Source organism: Aeromonas sp. S11(2024), assembly GCF_041402345.1.
Lineage (GTDB): Bacteria > Pseudomonadota > Gammaproteobacteria > Enterobacterales > Aeromonadaceae > Aeromonas > Aeromonas veronii.
Genome location: NZ_JBGLRC010000005.1, coordinates 117534 through 142174, shown reverse-complemented (window position 1 = coordinate 142174; position 24641 = coordinate 117534). Strand labels below are relative to the sequence as shown.

At 59.6% G+C, this 24641-nt stretch carries 27 protein-coding genes; 12 read left to right on the top strand and 15 right to left on the bottom strand.

Annotation, left to right across the window (positions count from 1 at the left end; all coding sequences use genetic code 11):
- Nucleotides 1-211 precede the first annotated feature (211 nt).
- From uhpT to ACB040_RS06670, 10 genes are all read left to right on the top strand, one after another.
- Complete coding sequence (uhpT, locus tag ACB040_RS06715; RefSeq protein WP_005353611.1) at nt 212-1618, top strand: hexose-6-phosphate:phosphate antiporter; 1407 nt, start codon at nt 212-214, stop codon at nt 1616-1618.
- Nucleotides 1619-1837: 219 nt separating this feature from the next.
- Complete coding sequence (locus ACB040_RS06710) at nt 1838-2143, top strand: PTS fructose transporter subunit IIB (RefSeq protein ID WP_005334611.1); 306 nt, start codon at nt 1838-1840, stop codon at nt 2141-2143.
- Nucleotides 2143-2910: a PTS sugar transporter subunit IIA gene (locus ACB040_RS06705; protein WP_371153706.1), complete on the top strand. Its 768-nt coding sequence runs from the start codon at nt 2143-2145 to the stop codon at nt 2908-2910. Before ACB040_RS06710 ends, ACB040_RS06705 begins: the two co-directional genes overlap by 1 nt.
- Before the next feature lie 104 nt (nt 2911-3014).
- On the top strand, nt 3015-3902 hold the full coding sequence (rluE, locus tag ACB040_RS06700; protein WP_371153704.1) for a 23S rRNA pseudouridine(2457) synthase RluE: 888 nt from the start codon (nt 3015-3017) through the stop codon (nt 3900-3902).
- The gene (locus tag ACB040_RS06695; protein WP_371153702.1) at nt 3902-4393 is read left to right on the top strand and encodes an NUDIX hydrolase; all 492 of its coding nucleotides are present in this window, start codon (nt 3902-3904) and stop codon (nt 4391-4393) included. The genes rluE and ACB040_RS06695 overlap by 1 nt, the downstream gene beginning before the upstream one ends.
- Nucleotides 4394-4696: 303 nt before the next feature.
- On the top strand, nt 4697-5803 hold the full coding sequence (gene mnmA / locus ACB040_RS06690; RefSeq protein ID WP_005353619.1) for a tRNA 2-thiouridine(34) synthase MnmA: 1107 nt from the start codon (nt 4697-4699) through the stop codon (nt 5801-5803).
- A 23-nt stretch (nt 5804-5826) separates the two neighbouring features.
- Nucleotides 5827-6441 carry a high frequency lysogenization protein HflD gene (gene hflD / locus ACB040_RS06685; RefSeq protein WP_257702990.1) on the top strand — a complete coding sequence of 205 codons (615 nt, stop codon included), beginning with the start codon at nt 5827-5829 and terminating at the stop codon, nt 6439-6441.
- A 129-nt stretch (nt 6442-6570) separates the two neighbouring features.
- Nucleotides 6571-7941 carry an adenylosuccinate lyase gene (gene purB / locus ACB040_RS06680; protein WP_371153699.1) on the top strand — a complete coding sequence of 457 codons (1371 nt, stop codon included), beginning with the start codon at nt 6571-6573 and terminating at the stop codon, nt 7939-7941.
- Nucleotides 7942-8080: 139 nt separating this feature from the next.
- Complete coding sequence (locus ACB040_RS06675) at nt 8081-9211, top strand: JmjC domain-containing protein (protein ID WP_371153697.1); 1131 nt, start codon at nt 8081-8083, stop codon at nt 9209-9211.
- Between the two features lie 183 nt (nt 9212-9394).
- Complete coding sequence (locus tag ACB040_RS06670) at nt 9395-9808, top strand: hypothetical protein (RefSeq protein ID WP_371153695.1); 414 nt, start codon at nt 9395-9397, stop codon at nt 9806-9808.
- Nucleotides 9809-9904: 96 nt separating this feature from the next.
- Here the strand turns inward: ACB040_RS06670 and ACB040_RS06665 are convergent, their stop codons facing one another.
- Genes ACB040_RS06665 through pdxH form a run of 4 tightly spaced genes read right to left on the bottom strand, consistent with a single transcriptional unit; the run spans nt 9905 to nt 13380 of the window.
- On the bottom strand, nt 9905-10444 hold the full coding sequence (locus ACB040_RS06665) for a GNAT family N-acetyltransferase (protein WP_005353625.1): 540 nt from the start codon (nt 10442-10444) through the stop codon (nt 9905-9907).
- 6 nt (nt 10445-10450) lie between these two features.
- Nucleotides 10451-12091 (bottom strand): GNAT family N-acetyltransferase, encoded by a 1641-nt coding sequence (locus ACB040_RS06660; protein ID WP_371153693.1) that lies wholly within the window; start codon nt 12089-12091, stop codon nt 10451-10453.
- Nucleotides 12091-12705, bottom strand: a complete 615-nt coding sequence (locus tag ACB040_RS06655; RefSeq protein WP_245147579.1) for a glutathione S-transferase family protein — start codon at nt 12703-12705, stop codon at nt 12091-12093. The genes ACB040_RS06660 and ACB040_RS06655 overlap by 1 nt, the downstream gene beginning before the upstream one ends.
- Nucleotides 12706-12741: 36 nt before the next feature.
- Nucleotides 12742-13380, bottom strand: coding sequence for a pyridoxamine 5'-phosphate oxidase (gene pdxH, locus ACB040_RS06650; RefSeq protein WP_371153691.1), 639 nt, complete (start codon nt 13378-13380; stop codon nt 12742-12744).
- Nucleotides 13381-13673: 293 nt separating this feature from the next.
- Between pdxH and ACB040_RS06645 the strand changes: the two genes are divergently transcribed.
- Complete coding sequence (locus tag ACB040_RS06645) at nt 13674-14885, top strand: RsmB/NOP family class I SAM-dependent RNA methyltransferase (RefSeq protein ID WP_005344030.1); 1212 nt, start codon at nt 13674-13676, stop codon at nt 14883-14885.
- Nucleotides 14886-15048: 163 nt separating this feature from the next.
- Here the strand turns inward: ACB040_RS06645 and ACB040_RS06640 are convergent, their stop codons facing one another.
- Nucleotides 15049-15393 (bottom strand): Grx4 family monothiol glutaredoxin, encoded by a 345-nt coding sequence (locus ACB040_RS06640; RefSeq protein WP_069555635.1) that lies wholly within the window; start codon nt 15391-15393, stop codon nt 15049-15051.
- Nucleotides 15394-15681: 288 nt separating this feature from the next.
- Between ACB040_RS06640 and sodB the strand changes: the two genes are divergently transcribed.
- On the top strand, nt 15682-16266 hold the full coding sequence (gene sodB / locus ACB040_RS06635) for a superoxide dismutase [Fe] (protein ID WP_019444736.1): 585 nt from the start codon (nt 15682-15684) through the stop codon (nt 16264-16266).
- Nucleotides 16267-16378: 112 nt separating this feature from the next.
- On the opposite strand, the gene ACB040_RS06630 is transcribed toward sodB, so the two are convergent.
- The 10 genes from ACB040_RS06630 to ccmA all read right to left on the bottom strand — a co-directional run bounded on the left by ACB040_RS06630 (nt 16379) and on the right by ccmA (nt 24523).
- Entirely contained in the window at nt 16379-17191 is an 813-nt protein-coding gene (locus ACB040_RS06630) for a VacJ family lipoprotein (protein ID WP_371153688.1), read from the bottom strand.
- Nucleotides 17192-17276: 85 nt separating this feature from the next.
- The gene (gene ccmI / locus ACB040_RS06625; RefSeq protein ID WP_371153686.1) at nt 17277-18545 is read right to left on the bottom strand and encodes a c-type cytochrome biogenesis protein CcmI; all 1269 of its coding nucleotides are present in this window, start codon (nt 18543-18545) and stop codon (nt 17277-17279) included.
- Nucleotides 18542-19021, bottom strand: coding sequence for a cytochrome c-type biogenesis protein (locus ACB040_RS06620; protein ID WP_040065315.1), 480 nt, complete (start codon nt 19019-19021; stop codon nt 18542-18544). Before ACB040_RS06620 ends, ccmI begins: the two co-directional genes overlap by 4 nt.
- Before the next feature lie 11 nt (nt 19022-19032).
- Nucleotides 19033-19563 carry a DsbE family thiol:disulfide interchange protein gene (locus tag ACB040_RS06615; protein ID WP_279488189.1) on the bottom strand — a complete coding sequence of 177 codons (531 nt, stop codon included), beginning with the start codon at nt 19561-19563 and terminating at the stop codon, nt 19033-19035.
- Nucleotides 19560-21515, bottom strand: coding sequence for a heme lyase CcmF/NrfE family subunit (locus tag ACB040_RS06610; RefSeq protein ID WP_371153684.1), 1956 nt, complete (start codon nt 21513-21515; stop codon nt 19560-19562). The genes ACB040_RS06615 and ACB040_RS06610 overlap by 4 nt, the downstream gene beginning before the upstream one ends.
- An 82-nt stretch (nt 21516-21597) precedes the next feature.
- Complete coding sequence (ccmE, locus tag ACB040_RS06605) at nt 21598-22089, bottom strand: cytochrome c maturation protein CcmE (RefSeq protein WP_103251229.1); 492 nt, start codon at nt 22087-22089, stop codon at nt 21598-21600.
- The gene (ccmD, locus tag ACB040_RS06600; RefSeq protein WP_019444732.1) at nt 22086-22292 is read right to left on the bottom strand and encodes a heme exporter protein CcmD; all 207 of its coding nucleotides are present in this window, start codon (nt 22290-22292) and stop codon (nt 22086-22088) included. The genes ccmE and ccmD overlap by 4 nt, the downstream gene beginning before the upstream one ends.
- A 2-nt stretch (nt 22293-22294) precedes the next feature.
- A complete protein-coding gene (locus ACB040_RS06595) occupies nt 22295-23035 on the bottom strand; it encodes a heme ABC transporter permease (protein WP_371153681.1) in 741 nt (246 codons plus the stop codon).
- A 170-nt stretch (nt 23036-23205) separates the two neighbouring features.
- Entirely contained in the window at nt 23206-23874 is a 669-nt protein-coding gene (gene ccmB, locus ACB040_RS06590; RefSeq protein WP_103251228.1) for a heme exporter protein CcmB, read from the bottom strand.
- Nucleotides 23875-23878: 4 nt separating this feature from the next.
- Nucleotides 23879-24523, bottom strand: coding sequence for a cytochrome c biogenesis heme-transporting ATPase CcmA (ccmA, locus tag ACB040_RS06585; protein ID WP_113740466.1), 645 nt, complete (start codon nt 24521-24523; stop codon nt 23879-23881).
- Between the last annotated feature and the right edge of the window lie 118 nt (nt 24524-24641).

Below are 24641 nucleotides of genomic sequence, written 5' to 3'. Positions count from 1 at the left end.
ACCCCACCTGATGTCGTGACCCGCACCGCGACGGGCAATATGCCCCGTTATCCCGTGCCGGGCCCGGGTTTATATGGATGGAGCGTCGAGCGCAGCAACGGCTGACAGCCCCGACGTTCCGTTCCCCCTTCCGTGGCGTGACCTCGAACAACCTATCTACAAATGAGGGGCACGGCGGAAATACCGTCTATCTCGCAGAGGATGAACGAAGATGTTGAAATTGCTCCAACAGGTCCGGGTCCCCACCCTGGACCTGCCGGTCGAAGCCCGGCGCAAGCTCTGGTTCAAGCCGTTTATGCAATCTTATCTGGTTGTATTTATTGGCTATTTGACCATGTACCTGATCCGCAAGAACTTCAACATTGCGCAAAATGACATGATCCAGGAGTACGGTCTCTCCATGACCGAGCTTGGCATGATCGGCCTTGGCTTCTCCATCACCTACGGGGTGGGCAAGACCATCGTCTCCTACTATGCCGACGGCAAGAACACCAAGCAGTTCCTGCCGCTGATGCTGATCCTCTCCGCGCTCTGCATGCTGGGCTTCAGTGCCAGCATGGGCGGCACCGGTTTCAGCCTCTACTTCATGATCTTCTTCTACGCCCTGAGCGGTTTCTTCCAGAGCTGTGGCGGTTCCTGCAGCTACTCCACCATCACCAAGTGGACCCCTCGCAACAAGCGCGGCACCTATCTGGGTATGTGGAACCTCTCTCACAACGTGGGCGGTGCCGGTGCGGCCGGTGTGGCACTGTTCGGTGCCAACTACCTGTTTGATGGCAACGTGCTCGGCATGTTTATCTTCCCCTCCATCATCGCGCTGATCGTCGGTTTTATCGGCCTGCGCTTTGGTAGCGATTCGCCGGAAGCCTATGGCCTTGGCAAGGTGGAAGAGCTGTTTGACGAAGTGGCGAGCGAAGAGGATATCGCCACCGAAGAGCAGCAGCTGACCAAGTGGCAGATCTTCGTGAAGTACGTGCTGCTGAACAAGGTGATCTGGCTGCTCTGCTTTGCCAACATCTTCCTCTACGTGGTGCGTATCGGTATCGACCAGTGGTCCACCGTCTATGCACACCAGGAGCTGGGCTTCTCCAAAGACGTGGCTATTCAGGGCTTTACCTTCTTCGAAGTGGGCGCACTGGTCGGCACCCTGATGTGGGGTTACCTCTCCGATCTGGCCAACGGCCGTCGTGGTCTGGTTGCCTGTGTGGCACTGGCGCTGATCATCGCGACTCTGGGTCTCTACCAGCATGCGACCACCCAGTTTATGTTCCTGGGTTCCCTGTTCACCCTGGGCTTCCTGGTGTTTGGCCCGCAACTGCTGATCGGCGTCGCCGCCGTGGGCTTCGTGCCCAAGCAGGGCATAAGCGTGGCCGATGGCGTCAAGGGTACCTTTGCCTACCTCATCGGTGACAGCTTCGCCAAACTGGGTCTGGGCATGATCGCCGATGGCACCCCCATCTTCGGTCTGACCGGCTGGACCGGCACCTTCGCGGCGCTGGATATCGCAGCCGCCGCCTGTCTGGTACTGATGGGTTGTGTCGCGGTCGCCGAGGAGCGCAAGATCCGCCGCATCAAGCGCGAACTGAAAGCCGCCGAGCTGGCCGCCCAGACCGCCTGATAGCCATAACAACAGACGCAGATTGTTCAGGGCCACCCACAGGGGTGGCCCTTGTTGTTTAGAGCAACCAGACACCCGACTAGCCCGGCATGAGCCTGCACTGCCGTTCAAGGGACGGGCATATCCCCATCAAGATCCCACTTTTCATATGGACTTTTGGTAAAAGCCCCCCACTGGCGCTATCTTGTTGCTCCCCCTTGTCAGCATCACAGAGAGCAGATGAAGATCGTCGCCGTCACCGCTTGCCCGACCGGTATCGCCCATACCTATATGGCTGCCGATGCCCTGCAAAAAGCCGCCACAGGGCTGGGACTCAAGATCAAGGTCGAGACACAGGGTGCCATGGGCATGGAGAACATGCTGACCGCCCGCGATATTGCCAGCGCCGACCTGGTGCTGATTGCCTCCGATATCGAGATTGAGCAGAAAGAGCGCTTCCTCGGCTGCACCATCCATCAGGTGAGACTGGAAACCGTGCTGCTGGATGCCAACGCCGTACTCAAGGCCCTGCCGATCCCGGCCTGATGCTGACCCGCGAAATCACCTTTTACTGCCAGCAGGGGTTGAGCATCACCCAGGCCAAGCAGTTGAACCGGCTGGCGGGGATGTTCAAATCCACCATCCGCTGCGCCAACCTCACCCGGCGTCAGACCGTTGCCGCCAGCAACCAGCTCTCCCTGTTGACCCTCGCCACCCAGCCCGGCGATCTCTGCCAGTTGCAGATTGAAGGGTGCGATGCCGAGCTCGCCCACATGGCCTTCACCTGCTGGTGCGGCGAACTGGGTCAACCGCTGGTGCGCCCGCGCACCGCCGCGCTGGCGGAGTTGCGACTGGCCAACGTCCTGCCCGACTACCATTTTGCCCTGCGCCAGCTGGCCTACAGCCCAGTGCAGCTAACTAAGGCCGAAGCGCTCGAGCATCTGATCGATCTGCTGCCCGCCGAGCTGATCACCGACCGCGCCACACTGACCGCCGCGGTAGAGCGGCGCGAGCAGGTCTCGGCCACCATCATCCGCCCCGGCCTTGCCATGCCTCATGTATTGAGCGAAGGGATCAGCCAGCCAGCGCTGACCCTGCTCAATTGCAAGGAGCCCATCGAGTGGGGCTCTCAAATCGGGCCGGTGCAGACCATTATTCTGCTGGCGGTGCCGGTTGGTAGCGGACGGGAGACCCTGCGCCCCCTCACCCGACTGGCGCAGGCGATGATCGACGATGTGGTCTGCCACGCCCTGCTGTTGGCGGGCTCGGCCCCCGCCCGTCAGGCTATCGTGATCGAGAGCCTGTTAAGCTAGGCGAATTGGCTCCGGGCGCTGCTTGCTGTAACGCCAGCCATTCATCCAGCCCTCAGCACCCTGTGGTACACTCGCTGCCATCGTCTGTCTGAAGTGTGTATCCGATGAAATCTCCCCGCTCCCGTCTCTCTGTCAGCCGTGCGCCGCGCGATAACGCCCCGCGCACGACTACCAAACCAGCAGCTCCCCGCCATGCATCCCCTCGCAAACCGGAGCTGGCCCCAGAGGATCGCAAATTGCTCCTGCTGAACAAGCCCTATATGGTGCTCTGCCAGTTCACCGACGAGGCGGGCCGCGAGACCCTCAAGGATTACATCAAAGAGCCCGGCATCTATGCCGCAGGGCGGCTCGATCGCGACAGCGAGGGGCTGCTGCTGCTCACCAACGATGGCAAGCTGCAGGCGCGTCTCACCCAGCCTGGGGAAAAGACCCCCAAGACCTACTGGGTGCAGGTGGAAGGCATCCCGAGCGAGGAGAAACTGGCCGCCCTGCGCGCCGGTGTGGAGCTCAATGACGGCATGACCCTGCCCGCCGGGGCGCGCATCATGGATGAACCTGCGGTGTGGCAGCGCAATCCGCCCATTCGCGAGCGCAAAGAGATCCCCACCAGCTGGCTGGAGATCAAGATTATCGAGGGGCGCAACCGCCAGGTACGGCGAATGACCGCCCATATCGGCCACCCCACCCTGCGCCTTATTCGCTACGCCATCGGTGACTGGACCCTGGATGGACTGGCCCCTGGCGAGAGCCGCAGCCTGCCCGCCCCCGAGCTGGCGCCGAGCTCCAGCAGCCGCCCGCGTCCCTCCTCATCTCGTTCAGGCGGTAACGCCAAACCGGCAGGAGATGCGCCACGGCGGGCCAGCCAGCCGAGACGGGACGAGCGCCCCCGCAGCACTCACCCAACCGGCGGCAAACCCCGCAGCAGCGGGCGAGGAACGGCACGCAGACCCGCCCGAGCGGGCAATCCCGATAGCAACGACAAGGAGTCATGATGAGCAATCAGGCAGAGCAATCGGCCACCAGCCACGCCCGCATGGAGGCACGCCTGACGGTCGCCGCCCTGGTGCAGTGGCAGGGGCGCTTTCTGGTGGTGGAAGAGGAGATAAAAGGCCAGCGCCGCTTCAACCAACCCGCCGGCCATGTGGAGCCGGGGGAAAACCTGCTTGAAGCGGCCTGTCGTGAGCTGAAAGAGGAGACGGGTCTGACCGCCACGCCGACCGCCTGGCTTGGTACCTATCTGTTCAAACCGGTCGACAGCGAGGCCACCTATGTGCGCACCGCCATCATCTTCGACCTTGAAAAAGCGCCCGGTCAGCACCATCCAGAGGATCCTGACGGTGATGTGCTGGCTTGCCACTGGCTCACTCTTGAAGAAATAGTGGAATGCAAACCGGCCCTGCGCAGCCCCTTGGTGTGGCAGTGCATTCAGGACTATCTGGCGGGGACACGGCTGCCACTGTCGGCACTCAAGGCCTTTATTTGAGAACCTGCCCACGCTCTTACTGCGAGGCCGTGATCAAGGCTCATGTGCTGCTCGGAATCCTCACGTATATATATACGCTCCGGTTCCTGCGCTGCTCTTTACCTTGCTGACGGCCTCTCGTGACAGATCGTGAACAGGCTATCCGATATCGTTTGGCACCATTTTTTCATCATGGTGCTGACAAACAGAAAAACGATTTCCTGCTATCAGGCTCCTGATGGGAACTGCGGCATGGATATGTGACCGGGGGCGCAAAACTCTGGTAGAATACGCCCCGTTTAAACGAACTGGTAACTTCGACTAATGACAGACAACAGCCAAATCAAGGTGATCGTCGGCATGTCCGGCGGCGTGGATTCTTCCGTCTCGGCCTACCTGCTCCAGCAGCAGGGCTATCAGGTCGAAGGCTTGTTCATGAAGAACTGGGAAGAAGACGACACGGACGAGTACTGCTCTGCCGCCCAGGATTTGGCTGATGCCAAGGCCGTCTGCGACAAGCTGGGGATGAAACTCCACACTATCAACTTCGCGGCCGAGTACTGGGACAATGTGTTCGAGCACTTCCTCGAAGAGTACAAGGCTGGCCGCACGCCGAACCCGGATATCCTGTGCAACAAGGAGATCAAGTTCAAGGCGTTCCTCGAATTTGCCGCCGAAGAGCTGGGTGCCACCTACATCGCCACCGGCCACTATGTGCGCCGTGACGACAGCACCGGCCGCCCGCGCCTGCTGCGCGGTCTCGATACCAACAAGGATCAGAGCTACTTCCTCTATACCCTGAGCGAGAAGCAAGTGGGTCAGAGCCTGTTCCCGGTTGGCGACCTGGAAAAGCCCGAGGTGCGCCGCATCGCCGAGCAGCTCGATCTCATTACCGCCAAGAAGAAAGACTCCACCGGCATCTGCTTTATCGGCGAGCGCAAGTTCAAGGACTTCCTGGCCAAGTTCCTGCCCGCCCAGCCCGGTAAAATCGAGACCGTGGATGGCAAGGTGATCGGCGAGCATCAGGGTCTGATGTATCACACCCTGGGCCAGCGCAAGGGGCTCGGCATCGGTGGTCGCAAAGATGCCACCGAAGAGGCCTGGTATGTGGTCGACAAAGAGGTCGAGCGCAACGTGCTGGTGGTGGCGCAGGGCGAGCATCCTCGCCTCTACTCCGACGGCCTCATCGCCAGCCAGTTGCACTGGGTGGATCGCACTCCGATCCGCGAGCCGCGTCGCTGCACCGTCAAGACCCGCTACCGTCAGCAGGATATCCCCTGCCTGATCCAGCCCATCGACGACGAGACCATCCGGGTCATCTTCGACGAGAAACAGGCTGCGGTGACCCCGGGCCAGTCCGCCGTCTTCTACGACGGGGAAGTGTGTCTGGGCGGCGGCATCATCGAACAACGTTTCAGCCATCCGGTTTGAATCCTTAACAGAAGGCAGCAGACGTGAGCGATAAATTCCAAGACAGAACAATGGCCTTTGCCGGCATCTGCCAGGCCGCGTATCTGGTGCAGAAGGTGGCCCGAGACGGCAGCTGTGACGAGGCCGCCCTGCGCGAGAGCCTCTCCAGCATTCTGGTGACCAACCCGAGCCAGCCGCTCGAGGTGTTCAACAACACCCATCTGGCCATTCGCGACGGCTACCGTGCGCTGGTCGAACAGCTGGGTGCCGACGGCAGCCAGAAAAATGCCGAGCTGACCCGCTACGTGGTGAGCCTGATTGCGCTGGAGCGCAAGCTGGCCAAGCGCAAGGACATTCTCAATATGCTGGGTGAGCGGATCAGCCAGATTGACCGCCAGCAACAGCACTTCGATCTGCTCGACGAGCAGATTTTGGCCAACATGGCGAGCATCTACAGCGATCTTATCAGCCCCATCGGGCCACGCATCCAGGTGGCGGGTACCCCGCTGTTCCTGCAGCAACCGCTGGTGCAGCACAAGGTGCGCGCCCTGCTGCTGGCAGGTATTCGTGCCTGCGTGCTGTGGCGCCAGCTCGGTGGCAGCCGCACCCAGATCATCTTCGCTCGCAAGAAGATGGTGGAGCTGGCCAAACGTTACTAATCATCGGCTCGCGCGCGGGCAAGCGAGGTCAACATCAGGGTGAACAGCCGCACATCCGCCTTGATGACGACTCAGCCCCACGCGCGAGTGGATACGGATCCCCCACACAAATCATCAGGAGTTCACCCCATGGAGCTGTCCGCGCTGACTGCTGTTTCCCCGATTGACGGTCGTTATGGCGACAAGGCCGATGCCCTGCGCCCTATCTTCTCCGAATTCGGCCTGCTGCGTTTTCGCGTCGAAGTCGAGGTGCGCTGGTTGCAAAAACTGGCCAGCCACGCCGGGATCCCGGAAGTCCCTGCCTTGAGCGCGGCCGCCAACGCCCTGCTCGACGGCATCGTCAGCAACTTCAACGAGAGTGACGCCGCCCGCATCAAACAGATCGAGCGCACCACCAACCATGATGTGAAAGCGGTGGAGTACTTCCTCAAAGAGAAAGTCGAAGTGAACCCGGAGCTGGCGGCTGTCAGCGAGTTCATCCACTTCGCCTGCACCTCGGAAGACATCAACAACAACTCCCACGGTCTGATGCTGAAAACTGCCCGCGAAGAGGTCATCAAGCCTTATTGCGAAAAGCTGATCAGCGAGCTCAAGCGTCTGGCCCACGAGTACCGTGACATGCCGCTGCTCTCCCGTACCCACGGTCAGCCGGCGACCCCGAGCACCATGGGCAAGGAGATGGCCAACGTCGCCTACCGTCTTGAGCGCCAGTTCAAGCAGATCATGGCGGTGGAGATCCTCGGCAAGATCAACGGTGCGGTCGGCAACTACAACGCCCACCTCAGCGCCTACCCGGATGTGGACTGGCACCAGTTCTCCGAGGAGTTTGTTACCTCCCTGGGTCTGACCTGGAACCCCTACACCACCCAGATCGAGCCACACGACTATATCGCCGAGCTGTTCGACGCCATGGCCCGCTTCAACACCATCCTGATCGACTTCGACCGCGATGTGTGGGGTTACATCTCCCTGGGTCACTTCAAGCAGCGCACCATCGCGGGTGAAATTGGCTCCTCCACCATGCCGCACAAGGTCAACCCCATCGACTTCGAGAACTCCGAAGGCAATCTGGGTCTGGCCAACGCCGTGTTCCAGCATCTGGCGAGCAAACTGCCCATCTCCCGCTGGCAGCGTGATCTGACCGACTCTACCGTACTGCGCAACCTGGGTGTGGCGGTGGGTTACTCCCTGATTGCCTATCAGGCGACCCTGAAGGGCATCTCCAAGCTGGAAGCCAACGACGCCGCCATGGCCGCCGATCTGGATGCCAACTGGGAAGTGCTGGCCGAGCCGATCCAGACCGTGATGCGCCGCTACGGTATCGAGAAGCCCTACGAGAAGCTCAAGGAGCTGACCCGTGGTCGCCGCGTCGATGCCGAAGGGATGCGTACCTTTATCGACACCCTGGAGTTGCCGGAAGCGGTCAAGGTTGAGCTGAAGAAGCTGACCCCGGCCAACTACATCGGTGACGCCCGGCGTCTGGTTGATCTGCTGAAGTAAGCCAACCGGCAGTGACGAAGGGGCCCTGTGCACGATACGCCACAGGGCCCCTGTTATTTTCCCTGCCACGGCAGGATCCCGAGTGGCTTTTCCCAAGCCTGCCTTGGGCAAAACCTCTTTGCGAGACACGAGAAACAGCATGTACGAACTCAATCTGGATATCGCTCACTTCCTCGAGCACTACTGGCAGAAGCGCCCGCTCCTTATCAAGGGTGGCTTCAAGGACTTTCAGGATCCCATCAGCCCGGACGAGCTGGCCGGTCTGGCCATGGAAGAGGTGGTCGAGTCCCGCCTCGTCACCCGTTTCGACGGCAAGTGGGATGCCGCCCACGGCCCCTTCGAATCCTACGACCATCTGGGCGAAGAGAACTGGACCATTCTGGTACAGGCTTGCAACCACTGGGCTCCCGAGGTGAACGAGCTGGCGGTGCCGTTCCAGTTCATCCCGGGCTGGCGCTTTGACGATGTGATGGTGAGCTTCTCCACCCCCCATGCGGGTGTCGGCCCCCACATCGACAATTACGATGTGTTTATCACCCAGGGTCTGGGCAAGCGTCACTGGCGGGTTGGCGATGCCAAGCCGCTCAACGAGTTTGCCGCCCACGCCGCCCTGCTCCACTGCGAGCCGTTCGAGGCGATCATCGACGTCATCATGGAGCCGGGCGATATCCTCTACATTCCGCCCGGATTCCCCCACGAAGGCTACGCCATCGAGCCCTCCATGAACTTCTCGGTGGGCTTTCGCGCACCAGATGCCAAGGCGCTTATCTCCTCCTTTGCCGATCACCTGATCGACAACGAGGTGCGTACCGAGCGTTACGGCGATGCCGATCTCAAGCCCCGTGCCCGCCACGGCGAGATCCAACCCCACGAGCTGCACCGTCTGCGCGAGCTGATGCAGCAGGTCCTCGATGACGAGACCCTGTTCAAGGAGTGGTTCGGCACCATGATCTCCGAGGCCAAGCACGATCTGGACGTCAATCCGGTCGAGCCGGACTACAGCGCCGAGGAGGTAGCCGACCTGCTGACCCAAGGCGAGCCCGCCATCAAGGTGCCGGGTCTGCGCACCGTCTGGTTTAGCGGCGAGAGCCAGCAGTGCTTCATCGACGGCGAAGCCTGGACGCTGCAGAGCATCGATCCGGCCGCCATTTCCCTGTTGTGTGACAAGGACATCATCACTCAGGCCGATATGGTGGAGCTGGCCGATCAGGCTGGCTTCCTGCAACTGCTGACCCGTCTGGTCAACCGAGGGTACTGGTTCTTCAACTGATCCGGCGGTAACCGAAGGATAAAAAGGCGCCTTATGGCGCCTTTTTTGTCACTCAGAGGCAGTTCAATTAACAATCGATGCGCGAAACTGAACCCACTCTTGATGAACCGACAAGTGGTGATTTATTGAGCTAACATGGATGGGTATCATGCGTCCGTTCCTGTTCACAAGAGAAGCGCCACCATGCAAATCACCTCCAGGCCCATGCCGCTGCCTGATTACGGCAAATACCCCTCCTCTCCGGCTGTCACACCCGAGCAGGTCAGTCAGGCCCGTAACGAAGCACTGACCAATAAGGATGAATTGCAGGCACAGAGCGAAGAGAAAGCAACGGCTCGCAGAACCATGGCGGTCTCTTATACGGCTAACCAGCAAGATAAAGCCGTGGTGGAGCGCTACCTGGAAGCCAGCGGTCAGAAGACCGACAGCAAGTCGGGCCCGAGCACGGCTGAACTCTATCAGGCGGCCAATCGCTACCAGCGCCAGCAGAATCTGAGTGACTACATGCAATTCCAGCAGAGCCCGCTCGCCCAGCAGATGGGTGACATGGTGGGCGAAGATAATCGCAAGGGCACCCAGCTCGATATCATTGCCTGAGTCAATTTGCTCGAATAATCCCGGCAGGGACTGATATAAACTGAAAAAGCCCTCGCTGAGGGCTTTTTCGTTATAGCTTGTCGCTGCGACGTCTCGCTATAAATGGGACTCTTCTGCCTGCGCGTCCGGCAGCTCGTCGGGGAGTTCATCAAACAGGGGGTGATAGAGCACCTCACCCTGCACACCCGCAAAACCGCGCTCCTGCAGCTCCATCGCCATAAAGCAGTCGGCAGGCACCTCATAGATGCAGTGGAGGCCAAACTCGCTGGCCGGGCGGAAACCGAAACGGCTGTAATAGGCCGGATCCCCGAGTACTACCACCCCTTTCCAGTCCATCTCGAGCGCCGTATCAAGCCCTTCACGGATAAGATCCGAGCCAATCCCCTGGCCTTGCCAGTCGGGATGAACCGCAACCGGCGCCAGACCAAGCCAGGGCCCTTCCATGCCGTTAATGGTGATCGGGCTTAGCATCAGGTGCCCCATGAACTCGTACTCTTCCTCTTCGACCATGGTCACTACGGCAGCACCACATTCGCGCAGGCGGTTGACCAGTTCGGCCTCATCGGAACGACCGAAGGCGGCACTCAGCAGCTCATAGACCGGCAGCATGTCACCGGGGCGCTCGGTTCTCAACATCAGGTATTACTCCTCGTACAGCAGAGCGGGCATTATTCCACACAACGGCTGGTCATTCTGAGTACCTTTGTCCAAAAATGGGAGGGTGAACTCAGGAAAACGAGCAGCAAACTGCAGCTGCAAGGCGGTTAGCGTAGCCGGGGTGACCCTGTTCATCGCCTCGCGGTAGGCCAGCCAGAGGGCGGGAGCCTCCCGCGCCAACCGCTCAAAGGTCAGTTCGGGCGTTTGATGCCAACAGCCATCCAGCTCATCAACCAGCTCCGGCAGCTCCACCAGCAGCCGTAACTGCTGATAGCGTATCTGCGGCGAGTCACCGTTGCCGCCCAGCGCCTGCGCCATCAATTGGTTGAACCAGTGGAGCCGTGATGCGCGCTCCTCGCGGCTGAGCAGATCGGGCCCCTGACGCTGCAGCGCGGCCAGTTGCAGCAACCACGCCAGCCCCTGTTCATCCCTGTCTTTCAGCAAGACGCCGCCAAGATGGGACAACTGCTCCGGTTCGGCCTGCTCCAGCAGATCGACGGGGTAACAGTGTAGCGCCAGCAACCGCTCAAGTTGCGGCGGGCAGCACAGACAGCAGGGCTCCTCCCCCACGCCCTTCTCATCCACAAAAAGCGAGATGGCCAGCTTGCCATTGGCACTCTGCCGATTGGTCGTGGCGGGATCCCACAGGATCACCACGGCGATCCGCTCATCAGCAAGCCAGCAGGCAATCTCCTCGGCCAAGGAATTGGGTAAGGAGGGTGCGCGATCCAGTCGCCAGTAACTCACCTCACACGGCTGGCGACCGCTGATATGGCGCCGCCCGCGATAGTGCATGCCCACTTTTGCCATCACCCGGCCGGAGGCAAGATTGTCCGGCATATGGCGAGCCGTCAGCGCTGGCAGTTGCAGTTGGTCAAGGGCGAACGCTTTGACCAAGCTTGCTGCCCGGGTCGCCAGACCGCGATTTTGCCAGGGCACGCCCACCCACCAAGCGAGCTCGCCATTCCAGTGCAGGGAGATCACCCCAAGCAACGCCGCACCTTGCTCCTCTGGCAAGGTGATGGCCCAGCTCCAGCCAAGGCCAAGCGCCGCCTTGCGCCAGCTGAGCGCCAGCCAGTCGCGGGCCCCCTCCGGCGGATAGGGGTGAGGAATATTGAGGGTGTAGCGCGCCAGCGCCTCGTCGCTGCAGTAGCGCACTATCTCGCGCTCATCGTCGGCCTGCAGTGGTCGCAGCACGACGCCTGATAGCGAATGCCCCTCAGCCAAGGTCGGCACCGTCACGCGGCGCGCCAGCAGGCGATTAAGCACGGCACCCAAATCGGCCTCGGGGGGGAGCGGCAGATCGGCCCCCACAGGGCCAAGGGTGAGCACTCCCTGCTCCCTGGCGAGGGTCAATAGGGAGGTAGAGGCACTGATCAGGATCTGGCGGCTGGGATCAACATGAAAATCCGTCAGCAGATCCCCATCGAGCCAGGCAGCCAGCAGGGCCCCCGGGCAGAGCACCCCGTCTGGAGGACTGCTCGCCCAGGGGGCATCGGTTTGATCGAGGGCGGCGGCCGCCTCTTTGCCCAGTAGCAGCTGCCAGCGATGACCCTGCAGCTGCCAGACCTGCAACAGCGCAGCCCACTGCGGTTGCCACAGACTGGCCTCGATCAGCAATTCCATCAGCTGGCCTGACAGGCCACTGGCAGCGTCAGATGGCGGGGATGGGCTTCGATACGGGCGATCCAGCTACGGATAGCGGGCCACCCCTGCAGGGAGAAGATCCCCTCCTCTGCCACATGGGTGTAGGCATAAAGGGCGATATCGGCGATGGTCGGCGCATCACCGCACAGGTAGGGGCTCTGTTTCAGCTGCTGCTCCATTACCGCCAGCGCCTTCTCGCCACCGGCTTTCAGCCCGTCGAGACGCGCCTCCTGGGACTCGGGTCGGCCGAGATAGTGAACGATAAAGCGGGCCACCGCGATGTAGGGCTCATGGCTGTACTGCTCGAAGAACATCCATTTGAGCACCTCGGCCTGCTGGCGCGGATCGGTTGGCCACAAGGCACTGCCTTGCCCCAGATAGAAGAGGATGGCGTTGGATTCCGCCAGCGCATCGCCCTGGCCAATCTCCAGCACCGGGATCTTGCCGTTGGGGTTCATGGCCAGAAATGCGGGGGTACGGGTATCCCCCGCCTGAATATCCACCTCTACCCACTCAAGGGGAAGCTCCAGCCAGCGGGCCAGCAGCCACACCTTGTAACAGTTGCCGGAACGCAGATCACCATACAGACGCATACACACTCCTTGTGAAAACAGATTTGAACAGCGCGATCAGGGCGCCAGACGCTCGATATGCCAGCCATCCCCGTCGAGGGTGTAGTAGAAGCGGTCGTGCAGCCGGTGCTCGCCCCCCTGCCAGAACTCCACCGTCTCGATCACCACCCGGAATCCGCCCCAGAAGCTCGGCAGCGGCACTTCGCCATTGGCAAACTTCTGCTTGAGCTCGAGGAACTTGGCCTCCAGCACGCCGCGGGCCGATATGCGGGTCGATTGCTTGGAGACCCAGGCAGCGATCTGGCTATCCTTGGGGCGGCTATGGAAATACTTCATCACCTCGAAGGTGCTCATCTTCTCCACCCGGCCAGTCACATGAACCTGTCTGTCCAGCGTGTGCCAGGGGAAGAGCAGGCTGATACGTGGATTGCCTTCCAGCTGCTGCGCCTTGCGACTGCCCATGTTGGTGTAAAAGACCATCCCCTGGGCGTCGTAGTGCTTGAGCAGCACAGTGCGCTGCCAGGGCTGACCATCGGCATCCACCGTCGCCACCACCATGGCGGTGGGATCGGTCAGTTTGGCCTCACAAGCCTGCGCCAACCACTTCTCGAACAGCGCCAGCGGCTCGGCCGGCAGATCGGCCCGGTGCAGCCCGCCACGGGAGTATTCACGGCGCAGATCAGCAACATCCATCATCTTGATTTTCCTTCAAATAAATAATGGTTCCACGACCATCAAGAGAGTGACGCAGGCATTGTGCTCCGCTCATCTGTCAGTGACAAGCCATAACACAGCCGAGCTGCTCCACCGCAGAACAGATAACACTTCGGCAATTGCTCTTGCCAATTTCAGGCGTAGTAACAGTCAACACCTTATATATCCACCTTGCACCGCATGACCCTTACACCTATCATTGCGCCGGTTTATCTGTTTTAGAATCATCCATAGGTACTCGGATGGTTCATCTTTATCTGGCCAAGGTTAATCTCATGCTCAAATCCCCACTGTTGCCCCGTTTCGGGGATCTGGTCGTTGCCATTGTTGACGATGTGCTCGGTCAGGGTCTTACCCTCGACCGCGCTTATGCCCGTCACTTCTCAGGCATCGAACTCAAACCGCAAGAACAGGCAAGGATTGCCCTGGTCACCGGCGACCTGCTGCGCCGTCTCAGCCTCTATTGTTTCCTCACTGGTATTCAGGTGCGTCAGGCCGAAAAGAATGTCTGGCCACTGCTGCACAGCTGGCACGCCTTCCACAAAATTGCCCAGCCCAACCACCCGACCCTGGATCGCTTCAATGAAGAGGCATTCCGCCGCCGTCTGACCGAGGCGAAGAAGAACCCGGTATTGATGGATGGTTGCCCGAGCTGGCTGGAGAAACTGGGCAGCGAGCAGCTGGGTGAAGCCTGGCCTGCCGAGCGTGCCGCCCTGGCCTGGATGCCCAAGCGCTACCTGCGGGTCAACACCCTCAAGTGCACCCGTGATGAACTGCAAGCCATGCTGGCCAAAGAGCAGGTCACCACCATTCCGGTTGAAGGTGTGGAGACTGCCCTACAGGTCACCTCTGACGCCGCCCTGTTCCGTACCAAGGCCTTTGCCGATGGTTGCTTCGAACAGCAGGACGCTGGCTCCCAGCTGGTTGCTGCCGCTTTGGAAGTTGCCCCAGGCATGCGCGTTATCGACGCCTGCGCCGGTGCCGGTGGCAAGACCCTGCATATCGCCGCCATGATGCAAGGCAAAGGCCGTTTGCTGGCAATGGATGTGGAAGAGTGGAAGCTGGAGAACCTCAAGCAACGCGCTCGTCGCGCCGGTGCCCACAACGTGGAGACCCGAGTCATCACCAGCAGCAAGACCGTCAAGCGCCTCAAAGAGAGCGCCGACCGTGTACTGCTGGACGTGCCCTGCTCAGGTCTTGGCGTACTCAAGCGCAATCCGGATGCCAAGTGGCGTGATACCGCCGAGCGTCTGCCGGTGCTGGTCGCGCTGCAAGAAGAGATCCTGCAGCGTTACAGCCAGATGGTGAAAGTGGGTGGTCTGCTGGTTTATGCAACCTGCTCCATCCTGCCCGAGGAGAACCGCCTGCAGGTGGACAAGTTCCTCGCCGCCAACGAAAACTTCCGTCTGCGTGACGATCACACCGTGAGCCCGTCCGAGACCGGCTTCGACGGTTTCTACATGGCTCGTATCGAACGGATCGCCTGATCTGCCCGATGACCATATAGACAAAAGCGGCTGCCATTGGCAGCCGCTTTGTTTTGGCTTGCTGACACACTCCCGATGGGGGTTACAGTGTGTGCGGCTTGCATCGCCAGCAAATAAAAAAGGGAGCCATTATGGCTCCCTTTTTAGCGATGTGAACACCCGCTTATTCAGCAGCAGCGTCATCCTGCTTGTACTTGGCAGCAGTCTCTTTGATCAGAGCCTGCAACTCGCCAGCCTGGAACATCTCGATCATGATGTCACAGCCACCGATCAGCTCACCTTCAACCCACAGTTGGGGGAAGGTCGGCCAGTTGGCGAATTTTGGCAATTCGGCGCGGATATCCGGATTTTGCAGGATATCAACGTATGCAAACGGCTCGCCGCAGGACATCAGAGCCTGGGAGGCCTGGGCAGAGAAACCACAGCTGGGTAGCTTGGGGGAGCCCTTCATGTAGATGATGATGGGGTTGTCAGCCAGCTGCTGCTTAATCTTTTCAATAGTTTCCATAGGTGCCTCACTAGAGCGATTTCGGCGGCCATTCTACTGCAATCTTGCCCGAGCACAAACTGACAAAGGGGTGACCCGGCTCGAATTGTGCAAAGAACCCACACAGGATTGATCGCGATCATGGCGCCAATCAAGAGTTGTTAGGCCATCTTTGATACTGCTACAATCCCTTGGCTTTGGGCTACCCAGCCCCATCATTTTAAAAACAACTCTTTTCACATATAGAAAAGAGTACGCAATGTCTTGCAACCGTCGCCTTCGCACGGTCCAGCCAATGGAGAGTAGAAAATGGCATTCGAACTTCCCGCTCTGCCCTATGCAATCAACGCTCTGGAACCGCACATCTCCCAGGAAACTCTGGAATATCACCACGGCAAGCACCACAATACCTACGTGGTCAACCTGAACAATCTGGTGCCGGGTACCGAGTTTGAAGGCAAGTCTCTGGAAGAGATCATCAAGACCTCCAACGGCGGCATCTTTAACAACGCCGCCCAGATCTGGAACCACACCTTCTACTGGCACTGCCTCTCCCCGAATGGCGGTGGCGAGCCGACTGGCGCCCTGGCTGAGGCCATCAACAAGGCATTCGGCTCCTTCGCCGAGTTCAAAGATGCCTTCACCAAATCTGCCATCGGCAACTTCGGTTCCAGCTGGACTTGGCTGGTGAAGAAAGCTGACGGCTCTCTGGCTATCGTCAACACCTCCAACGCTGGCTGCCCGCTGACTGAAGCCGGTACCACCCCGCTGCTGACCGTTGACCTGTGGGAGCACGCCTACTACATCGACTTCCGCAACCTGCGTCCGAAATACATGGAAACCTTCTGGGCTCTGGTTAACTGGGAATTCGTGGCCAAGAATCTGGCTGCCTAAACAGCCTCGCTTGCCAAAACGCCCCGCACTGCGGGGCGTTTTTTTATCTCGATATGGCTACGTAAATGAATAAGGCGCCCGCAGGCGCCTTTTACATATCGAGATAGCCCGTTTACTGGTCCAACTCGTCCATATATTCATCCAGATTGGCATCGTCGGCCTGCTCTTGCTGAGACGCTTTCAGCTCGGTCTGCTTGCCCGTCACCTTGCCCTGGTTATATTGCAGGTAGAAGTCCTTGGTCAGCGCATAAGGATCGAGGGAGTTGTCGATGATCCGCTCCTGCTCGATCAGCTTGGCACGTGTGCCCAAGCCATCCAGCACCCAATGGGTAACCCTTAGCGGGATTGTCAGCAAGGCATAGGGGAAATAGATGGTATCAATGGTATCGCCAACCAGCTCACGGGTGGTGGTCGGGCCGTAAACAGGCACCATGATGTAGGCACCGTCACCGATATCGGCCCTGCCCAGCACGGTATCCATCTCCAGCTTGTTGCGCTCAAGGCCGGCATGTTTGGCCACATCGAAGATACCCAGCAGACCGACCGTGGTGTTGAGGGTAAAGCGCCCCAGGTTGGTGCCCGCCCCCTTCAAATCACCGGTGATCAGATGGTTCACCATGCTGCTTGGCTCATCAAAGTTGGCAACAAAGTTGGCAATGCCATCCTTCACCCCGACCGGAATGTAGCGGGCATAGGCATGTACCACAGGACGTGCCACATAGGGTTCCAGCACATCATAGTTGACCGCCCACATGGCCCGGTTGGCCCCCTGGAAGGGATCGCGGGGATCGGCCGCCGTACTGGTGGCCCCCGGATTATTCATGCCGGGATTGAGATCCAGACTCTCTGGGCCAGGCTTGGGTGGGCCACCGGCACAGCCAGCCAGCAAGAGGGCTGCCAGTATGGCCCCTGAACGAAGATACATATGATTGTCCTGACGTTTTATTTTGATTTATCAGAAGTATAGATAACCCGGCCCCTATCCAGGGGCCGGGTTATCCAAAGGCATATTAGAGGGCGTGATCGATGCGGATGTCAATCGGAGCAGCAGGGATCTCGGCCGTCTTGACCGGCACGGATACCCCTTCGAAGGCTCCTTCCTTGTTCATCACATTGCCACCGCGCGAGAGACGCGCCTTGAACTGCAGCTCCGGATAGGCCGCCAGTTTGCTACCTTCCATCATGGCATCGCCATCCCCGAGTGACAGGGTAACAGGCAAGGTTGGCCCTGCGATACGCTTCACGGCGATGGGCATAGGCGGCCCGTTGGGCACCACGGCAAAGACGAAGAGATGGGCATCTTCCGGCATCTGAATGCCCGCCGCCAACGTGACGTGGATGGGGAATTCCCCCTCCTTCACCGCGAGCGGTTGTCCCTCAACTACGCCCGCTTTGGCTGCGCCTGAATTCGTCACCTCGATGCCGCGCTGCTTGAGCTGCGCGCGGGCATACTCCATGGAGCGCTCAACCATCACATAACGGGGAGTGCCTTTCTCCATCAGTGGCAACATCGCCTGCCAGCGAGACAGCGCGGTCTGGAAGTCCTCTTTTTGCAGCGCCATAAAAGCATAGACGGAGCGTGCTTCGATATTGTCCGGATCCTGCGCGATAGCAGCCTGCAACAGGGCATCCGCTTGCGCCTCATCACCCGTCATCATCAGCGCCTGCGCATAGGGCACCGCCACCAGCGATTTCTGGGGGGCAAGCGTGTAGGCCCGCTCCAGCGCCTCGCTGGCCATCTCGGGATCATTGCCATCCAGCGCCAAGCGTCCCAGCAGCAGCCAACCGCGGTAGTCGTTCGGTTCATCCTTGAGGCGGGTACGCAGTGCCAGCGTGAAATCCAGCAGATCCTGCTCGGTCACCTTGGCATCCCGCTCCACCAGAATGCGGTTGCTCAGCTCGCCAAGACGGCTGCTGGCATCTTGCCAGCGACTCACCTCTTGCCAGGAGCCCAACTTGTAGTAGAGCCCCAGACTCACCACCAACAGCACCAGTACACCCGGGATCCAGATCAGACTCTTGCCACTGCGGGCAGTCTGTTCCACATCAGGGATATCATCCAAGAGACTTCGTTGCAGCTCGACCAGCGAGTCGGACTCCTCAGCCAGGACACCCTGCTCGCGCTCTTCGCCAATCTCCAGCAATCGCTGGCGATAGAGCTGTTTGTTGAGCGCCGAGCGACTGATGCTCTGTTTGCCTTCACCACGCCACAGCGGCACGACGAGCGCCAGACTCACCAGCACCAGCAAGCCCGCAATAACTATCCAAAAAGCGGTCATTGTTTCTCTTCCTCTTTGAGCAGCTCGGCCAGTCGGCGCTGCTCCTCCTCGCTCAAGGCGTTATCCAGTTGTATTTTCACCGCAGGGGGCCGGCGGCTGCGCATCACGACCACGGCGCCACCGATCAGGATCACCAGCAGCGGGCCGAGCCAGAGGATCAGGGTGGAGGCCATCAGGGGCGGGTTATAGAGGATAAAGTTGCCGTAGCGGGCCACCATGTAATCCACTATCTCCTCTTTATCCTTGCCCTCGCGCACCATCTGGTAGGTCTTGTCGCGCAAGTCCTTGGCCAGCCCCGCATTGGAGTCGGCGATATCCTGGTTCTGGCACTTGGGGCAACGCAGCTCCTTGGTCAGTTCGCGAAAGACCTGCTCCTGATTGTCGTTGTCGAAGGTGTAGACATCGATAGCGGCCATGGCCGGCGCTTGCACCACCCATCCCAGCAACAGCAGCAGGGAAGCAATAAATACTCTCATCAGGACTCCCCTCACTTCATGGCATCAAAGATGGGTTTGAGGGTCGACGCCCAGTTCTCGGGGTTGATATCCCCCACGTGGCGATACCGGATGATCCCCTTACTGTCGATAAAGAATGTCTCCGGCGCGCCATATACCCCGAGATCCAGCCCCAGCATGCCGTCCGGATCATAGAGGTTGACCTGATAGGGGTTGCCCAGCTCCGCCAGCCATTTGATCGCCTTGTCGCGCTCATCCTTGTAGTTCATGCCGATGATGGGAATACCCAGCCCCGCCAGTTGCTTGAGGTAGGTGTGCTCGCCGTAGCAGGTCGGGCACCAGGTAGCCCAGACGTTGAGCAGCATGGGGCGACCGGTCAGGATACTGCGATCGTGCTGTTTGTTCAGATCGTAAATGTCCTGCAGGGTGAACACCGGCACCTCTTTGCCCACCATCACGGACTCAAGCTTGGTGGGATCTGAGTAGAGCCCCTTGAACAGGAACACCGCCCCCAGCAAAAAGACGATAAAGGGGATTAAAAACAACCAGGTCTTTTTGTTCATGCCTTGGCCTCCTCCTCACGACGGCCGAAACGGTAACGCTTGTCGAGCATCGCCAGCACACCACCGATGGCCATAAAGACGCCGCCAAACCAGATCCAGCGCACGAACGGCTTGTAGTAGATCCTCACCGCCCAAGCACCGTTGTCGAGCTGTTCCCCCAGCGCCGCATAGAGATCGCGGGTGATACCTGCATCGATGGCCGCTTCGGTCATCGGCATCCGGCTCACCTTGTACATCCGCTTCTCGGGCTTGAGCAGGGCGACCTGCTTGCCATTGCGGTGCACTTCCAGCACGCCCTTGAAGCCATCGTAGTTGGGGCCGTTCTTCTCCTTGATCCCGGCAAAGACGAATTCGTAATCGGCAAAGTGCACCCGATCACCCGCCTGCATCCGCAGATCCTTTTCGATGCTGTAATTCTGGGTGCAGGCAATACCTATGATGCTGACTGCCAGCCCCACATGGCCAAGGATCATCGCCCAGTGGCTGTTGCCAAGCTTGCGCACACCGACTGCAAAGCTGTGCTTGTGGGTAGCCCGCGCCCAGGTCTCCTGCACGCTGGTGACGATGATCCAGGCGCCCAGACCAATCCCTACCGCCGCCCACGGCTTGAAGGTTTCGGCCAAGAGCAGCGGCAACAGCAAGGCTGCGGCCAGACTCAGCACCAGTGCCACGACCACCTTGCTTTTGAGTTCCCCCAGCTCCTGACGACGCCAGCGAAACAACGGGCCAATCCCCAGCAGCAGGGCAAACGGGATGATCAGCCAGCTGTAGATGTGGTTGAAGAAGGGAGTACCGATGGAAATGCTCCCCAGCCCCAGCTCCTTGTGCACCAGCGGCAGTAAGGTACCGAGCAGCACGGTCAGCAGACCCGCCACCAGCATGATGTTGTTGCAAAGCAGCAGGGTCTCGCGGCTCCACAGCTCGTGTTTGCCGTGGCTCTTCACCTGCGAGCCTTTAAAGGCAAACAGCAGCAAGGATGAACCGATCACCGCCAGCAGGAAGCCGAGAATAAACAGGCCGCGGGTCGGATCGGAGGCAAACGCATGGACCGACACCAACACGCCGGAGCGTACCAGGAAGGTACCCAGCAGGCTCAGCGAGAAGGCAGAGAGGGCCAGCAGCACGGTCCACGCCTTGAAGGTGGCGCGCTTCTCGCTCACCGCCAGCGAGTGCAGCAGAGCGGTACCCGCGAGCCAAGGCATAAACGAGGCGTTTTCTACCGGATCCCAGAACCACCAACCGCCCCAGCCGAGCTCGTAGTAGGCCCACCAGGAGCCGAGCACTATGCCCAGGGTCAGGAATACCCAGGCCGCCATGGTCCAGGGGCGCGACCAGCGGGCCCAAGTCGCATCGAGACGACCGGTCATCAGCGAAGCAATGGCAAAGGCAAACGCCACCGAGAAGCCCACATAACCCATGTAGAGCATCGGCGGATGAAAGATGAGACCCGGATCCTGCAGCAGCGGATTGAGGTCACGACCATCGACCGGAAAATAGGGCAAGGTGCGGGTGAAGGGATCGGAGGTGAACAGCACGAAAGCAGTGAAGCCGACCGAGATCAGCCCCAGCACACCAAGTACCCGCGCGACAGCATCGAGCGGCAGACGGCGGCTGAACATGGCCACCGCCGCAGTCCAGCCCCCTAAGGTCAGAACCCACAGCAGCAGGGAACCTTCGTGGGCGCCCCATACGGCGGAAATGCGATAGGCGAGCGGCAGCAGGCTGTTAGAGTTAGTGGCCACATACTGCACGGTGAAGTCGTTATCGATAAAGGCCCAGGTCAGGCAGAGAAACGACAGCAGCAGCAACAAAAACTGGGCATAGGCGAGCGGACGGGCCGCCGACATCATGCCAAGACGCCCCCAGCTGGCGCCAAGCAGCGGGTAGCTGCCCAGCAGCAGGGCAGTGGCAAAGGCCAGGATCAGCGCAAACTGACCTAATTCCGGGATCATGAAAGCATTCCTTTCAATTGAACGGTGACAACAGCCGCACCACGCACGGCAGGCAAAGCGAAAAAGGCAAACACCACAGGGATCACTGCTTGGCTCCCTTCAACTGCGCCTCGGTATACTCCGGCTTGAAGTGCATACCGTTGGTGGCATCGGCCACTTCCGGCGGCATGTAGTTCTCATCGTGCTTGGCCAGCACCTCGAACGCCTCTACGGTCGTGGCATCCTTGAGGGTGCCCTGGGCAACAATCCCCTGCCCTTCACGGAACAAGTCCGGCAGGATGCCGTCAAACTCGACCGTCACCAGATGACCGCCGTTATCCACCAGCTTGAAGGCAACCTTGAGGCTCTGGGGATCCCGCTGTACCGATCCCGGCACGACCAATCCACCGATGCGCAGGCGCTGCCCCTCTTCCGGCTTGATCTTGTCCGGCCCCTTCCCCTCCACCAGCTCGCTCGGGGTATAGAAGAGGTCGATATTCTGACTGAGGGCGTAGAGCACCAGCCCGCTGACGGTCGCCAGACCCAGGGTGATGGCAAGAATGATGGTGAGGCGTTTTTTGCGTCTCGGATTCATAGGGTGTTCTCCATCTGCTGGGCCGCCTTGCGACGGGCCTCACGCGCCTGTTTGCTGCGCAACTCACCGAGCAGGCTGCGGGTTTTCATGCGAGTAGAAATGATGATGCCGACCAGACACACCAGCGTCAGGCCAAAAGAGAGCCAGACATAGAAGGCGTAACCGCCCATCGCCATAAAATCACTGAAAGAGGCAAAGTGCATGCTTACTTCTCCTGCTCTGCAATCTCTTTGACCCAGGGGCGATGCCACTCCCGCATCAGGAGTTCATTGCGAAAACGCATCAGGGTCAGGGCACCGAGAAACGCGGCAAATGCCAGGATCATGATGAGCAGCGGCCAGAGCATCTCGGGTGAAATGGAGGGTTTGTCAAATTTGGTGATGGTGGCCCCCTGATGCAGGGTGTTCCACCACTCCACCGAGTAGTGAATGATCGGCAGGTTGATCACCCCAACCAGTGCCAGAATGCCGGCCGCACGGCCAGCGACCACCTTGTCGCTGAAGGCGTTGTAGAGGGCTATCACGCCGAGGTAGAGAAACAGCAGGATCAGTTCAGAGGTGAGCCGCGCATCCCACACCCACCAGGTACCCCACATCGGTTTGCCCCAGGCGGCACCGGTAAAGAGGGCAATAAAGGTAAATACGGCGCCGACCGGCGCAATGGCTGCAACCGTCATGTCCGCCATCCGCAATTGCCACACCAGGCCGATAAAGGCGGCCACCGCCATGGTGGAGTAGGCCCCCATGGAGAAAATGGCGGAAGGCACGTGGATATAGATGATCCGGAACGAATCTCCCTGCTGGTAATCCGCTGGCGCAAACGCGAGGCCCCAGACAGTACCGATCACAAACGAGAGCAGACTAATCACCGCAAACCAGGGCAACAGCGTGCCTGCCAGCTGATAGGCACGCTCCGGTTTGGCATAAGGGTGCAACCATTTCCACATAGCTCACAAAACCTTTTTGTTATTAATCGTTTGGCGAGGCCTACCATACCGACCACAGGGCAGCATCAAATACCCCGAAAGCAATAAGCGGCACTCTCCTTGATCCATCGCAACATTATTTTTTGCAAAAAGACCCCATTCGGAGCCAAATTCGGTTCAGCTCACGGCCATCAGTTGAGGCTGACCCGCAACGCCGCCGACACAGCCAGCGGCGTCAGTGTCAAAGCCCCCACCAGCATGGCGGCCAGAATGGCAAGCTGCCCGCCATAGGGCAAGCTCATCCCCGCGGCATCGATGGCTGAGGTGGCAAAAATCAATACCGGAATATAGAGCGGCAGGATCAGCAGACTAAGCAGCACCCCGCCTTTGCGCAGTCCCACCGTCAACGCGACCCCGACCGCGCCGAGCAGACTCAATACCGGAGTGCCCAGTGCCAGCGTCGCGACGACAGCCAGATAGGTGTTCATATCCAGCGACAGCAAAATCGCCAACAAGGGAGAGATCAGCAGCAGCGGCAAGCCGGTCAGCAGCCAGTGAGCGACCACTTTCGCCAGCGCCAGCAAGCCCAGCGGGTGCGGCATCAGCATCATCTGCTCCAGCGCGCCATCGACAAAGTCGTCGCGAAACAGCCGCTCCAACGACAACATGGCCGCCAATAGCGCCGCCACCCAGATAATCCCCGGGGCAATACGGGCCAGCAGTTTGGGCTCCGGGCCAATGCCTAACGGAAACAGGGTGATGACGATGAGGAAAAACCAGAGCGGATTGAGAATATCGGAACGCTGGCGCAGAGCCATCAGCAGTTCACGGTGAATAAGGTGCATAACAGCGCGCAACATGGCGTTACTCCTGCAATGTCGAGGCGAAGGGGGTCAACGAGATAGTCTTCAGCCGTCCCTGCATCAGGGTCAGATCCTGATGGGTGGTGAGGATCACCATGCCGCCCCGCTCGGCGTGTTCCAGAAAGAGCTGCTCGAGCACCTTGACCCCTTGCTTGTCGATGGCGGTAAAGGGCTCATCGAGGATCCAGAGTGCCGGTTTCTGTGACAGCCAGAGTCTGGCCAGGGCCACCCGGCGTTGCTGACCGGCAGAGAGTTGCCCGGTCGGGTTCTCTTCAAATCCGGCCAGCCCAACCCGGGCCAATATCTGCCACAAGTCAGTCTCTGTTTGCTGCGGGTGATGTAACTGCTGGTAGAATTTCAGGTTTTCAAAAGGGGTCAGCGCCGCTTTGACACCGGGCTGATGGCCGAGATAGAGCAGATTGGCATGATACTCATCACGACAGTGACGAATATTCTCCCCATTCCAGCACACCTCACCGGCAAACGGCTGCGACAGCCCGGTCAACAACCGCAACAGGCTTGTCTTGCCAACCCCGTTGGGCCCTTCAATTTGCACCAGATCGCCGGGCGCAACAGAGAAAGAGAGGTGTTCAAACAGAGTGCGATCTTCACGCACGCAGCTCAGATTGTTAACTTGAAGCAGCATGGGGATTTTTTCAGAGAAAATGAAGCGGTCTGCATCTTAACACAGTATTGGAATACGTCTTTTCAAAGATGCAACAATTGAACTGACTGGCGACCGGGATCACAAAGAAAATACGGTA

What these genes read in the sequence shown, in the direction of transcription:
- mnmA (WP_005353619.1), top strand. Translation starts at nt 4,697, where the DNA reads ATGACAGACAACAGCCAAATCAAGGTGATCGTCGGCATGTCCGGCGGC.
- ACB040_RS06645 (WP_005344030.1), top strand. Translation starts at nt 13,674, where the DNA reads ATGCTCAAATCCCCACTGTTGCCCCGTTTCGGGGATCTGGTCGTTGCC.
- ccmI (WP_371153686.1), bottom strand. Translation starts at nt 18,545, where the DNA reads ATGACCGCTTTTTGGATAGTTATTGCGGGCTTGCTGGTGCTGGTGAGT.
- ACB040_RS06655 (WP_245147579.1), bottom strand. Translation starts at nt 12,705, where the DNA reads ATGCGTCTGTATGGTGATCTGCGTTCCGGCAACTGTTACAAGGTGTGG.
- ccmE (WP_103251229.1), bottom strand. Translation starts at nt 22,089, where the DNA reads ATGAATCCGAGACGCAAAAAACGCCTCACCATCATTCTTGCCATCACC.
- ccmD (WP_019444732.1), bottom strand. Translation starts at nt 22,292, where the DNA reads ATGCACTTTGCCTCTTTCAGTGATTTTATGGCGATGGGCGGTTACGCC.
- uhpT (WP_005353611.1), top strand. Translation starts at nt 212, where the DNA reads ATGTTGAAATTGCTCCAACAGGTCCGGGTCCCCACCCTGGACCTGCCG.
- sodB (WP_019444736.1), top strand. Translation starts at nt 15,682, where the DNA reads ATGGCATTCGAACTTCCCGCTCTGCCCTATGCAATCAACGCTCTGGAA.
- ACB040_RS06615 (WP_279488189.1), bottom strand. Translation starts at nt 19,563, where the DNA reads ATGAACAAAAAGACCTGGTTGTTTTTAATCCCCTTTATCGTCTTTTTG.
- ACB040_RS06665 (WP_005353625.1), bottom strand. Translation starts at nt 10,444, where the DNA reads ATGTTGAGAACCGAGCGCCCCGGTGACATGCTGCCGGTCTATGAGCTG.
- ACB040_RS06610 (WP_371153684.1), bottom strand. Translation starts at nt 21,515, where the DNA reads ATGATCCCGGAATTAGGTCAGTTTGCGCTGATCCTGGCCTTTGCCACT.
- ccmA (WP_113740466.1), bottom strand. Translation starts at nt 24,523, where the DNA reads ATGCTGCTTCAAGTTAACAATCTGAGCTGCGTGCGTGAAGATCGCACT.
- ccmB (WP_103251228.1), bottom strand. Translation starts at nt 23,874, where the DNA reads ATGTTGCGCGCTGTTATGCACCTTATTCACCGTGAACTGCTGATGGCT.
- ACB040_RS06705 (WP_371153706.1), top strand. Translation starts at nt 2,143, where the DNA reads ATGCTGACCCGCGAAATCACCTTTTACTGCCAGCAGGGGTTGAGCATC.
- purB (WP_371153699.1), top strand. Translation starts at nt 6,571, where the DNA reads ATGGAGCTGTCCGCGCTGACTGCTGTTTCCCCGATTGACGGTCGTTAT.
- ACB040_RS06675 (WP_371153697.1), top strand. Translation starts at nt 8,081, where the DNA reads ATGTACGAACTCAATCTGGATATCGCTCACTTCCTCGAGCACTACTGG.
- pdxH (WP_371153691.1), bottom strand. Translation starts at nt 13,380, where the DNA reads ATGATGGATGTTGCTGATCTGCGCCGTGAATACTCCCGTGGCGGGCTG.
- ACB040_RS06630 (WP_371153688.1), bottom strand. Translation starts at nt 17,191, where the DNA reads ATGTATCTTCGTTCAGGGGCCATACTGGCAGCCCTCTTGCTGGCTGGC.
- ACB040_RS06670 (WP_371153695.1), top strand. Translation starts at nt 9,395, where the DNA reads ATGCAAATCACCTCCAGGCCCATGCCGCTGCCTGATTACGGCAAATAC.
- ACB040_RS06710 (WP_005334611.1), top strand. Translation starts at nt 1,838, where the DNA reads ATGAAGATCGTCGCCGTCACCGCTTGCCCGACCGGTATCGCCCATACC.
- ACB040_RS06595 (WP_371153681.1), bottom strand. Translation starts at nt 23,035, where the DNA reads ATGTGGAAATGGTTGCACCCTTATGCCAAACCGGAGCGTGCCTATCAG.
- ACB040_RS06695 (WP_371153702.1), top strand. Translation starts at nt 3,902, where the DNA reads ATGAGCAATCAGGCAGAGCAATCGGCCACCAGCCACGCCCGCATGGAG.
- ACB040_RS06620 (WP_040065315.1), bottom strand. Translation starts at nt 19,021, where the DNA reads ATGAGAGTATTTATTGCTTCCCTGCTGCTGTTGCTGGGATGGGTGGTG.
- ACB040_RS06640 (WP_069555635.1), bottom strand. Translation starts at nt 15,393, where the DNA reads ATGGAAACTATTGAAAAGATTAAGCAGCAGCTGGCTGACAACCCCATC.
- rluE (WP_371153704.1), top strand. Translation starts at nt 3,015, where the DNA reads ATGAAATCTCCCCGCTCCCGTCTCTCTGTCAGCCGTGCGCCGCGCGAT.
- ACB040_RS06660 (WP_371153693.1), bottom strand. Translation starts at nt 12,091, where the DNA reads ATGGAATTGCTGATCGAGGCCAGTCTGTGGCAACCGCAGTGGGCTGCG.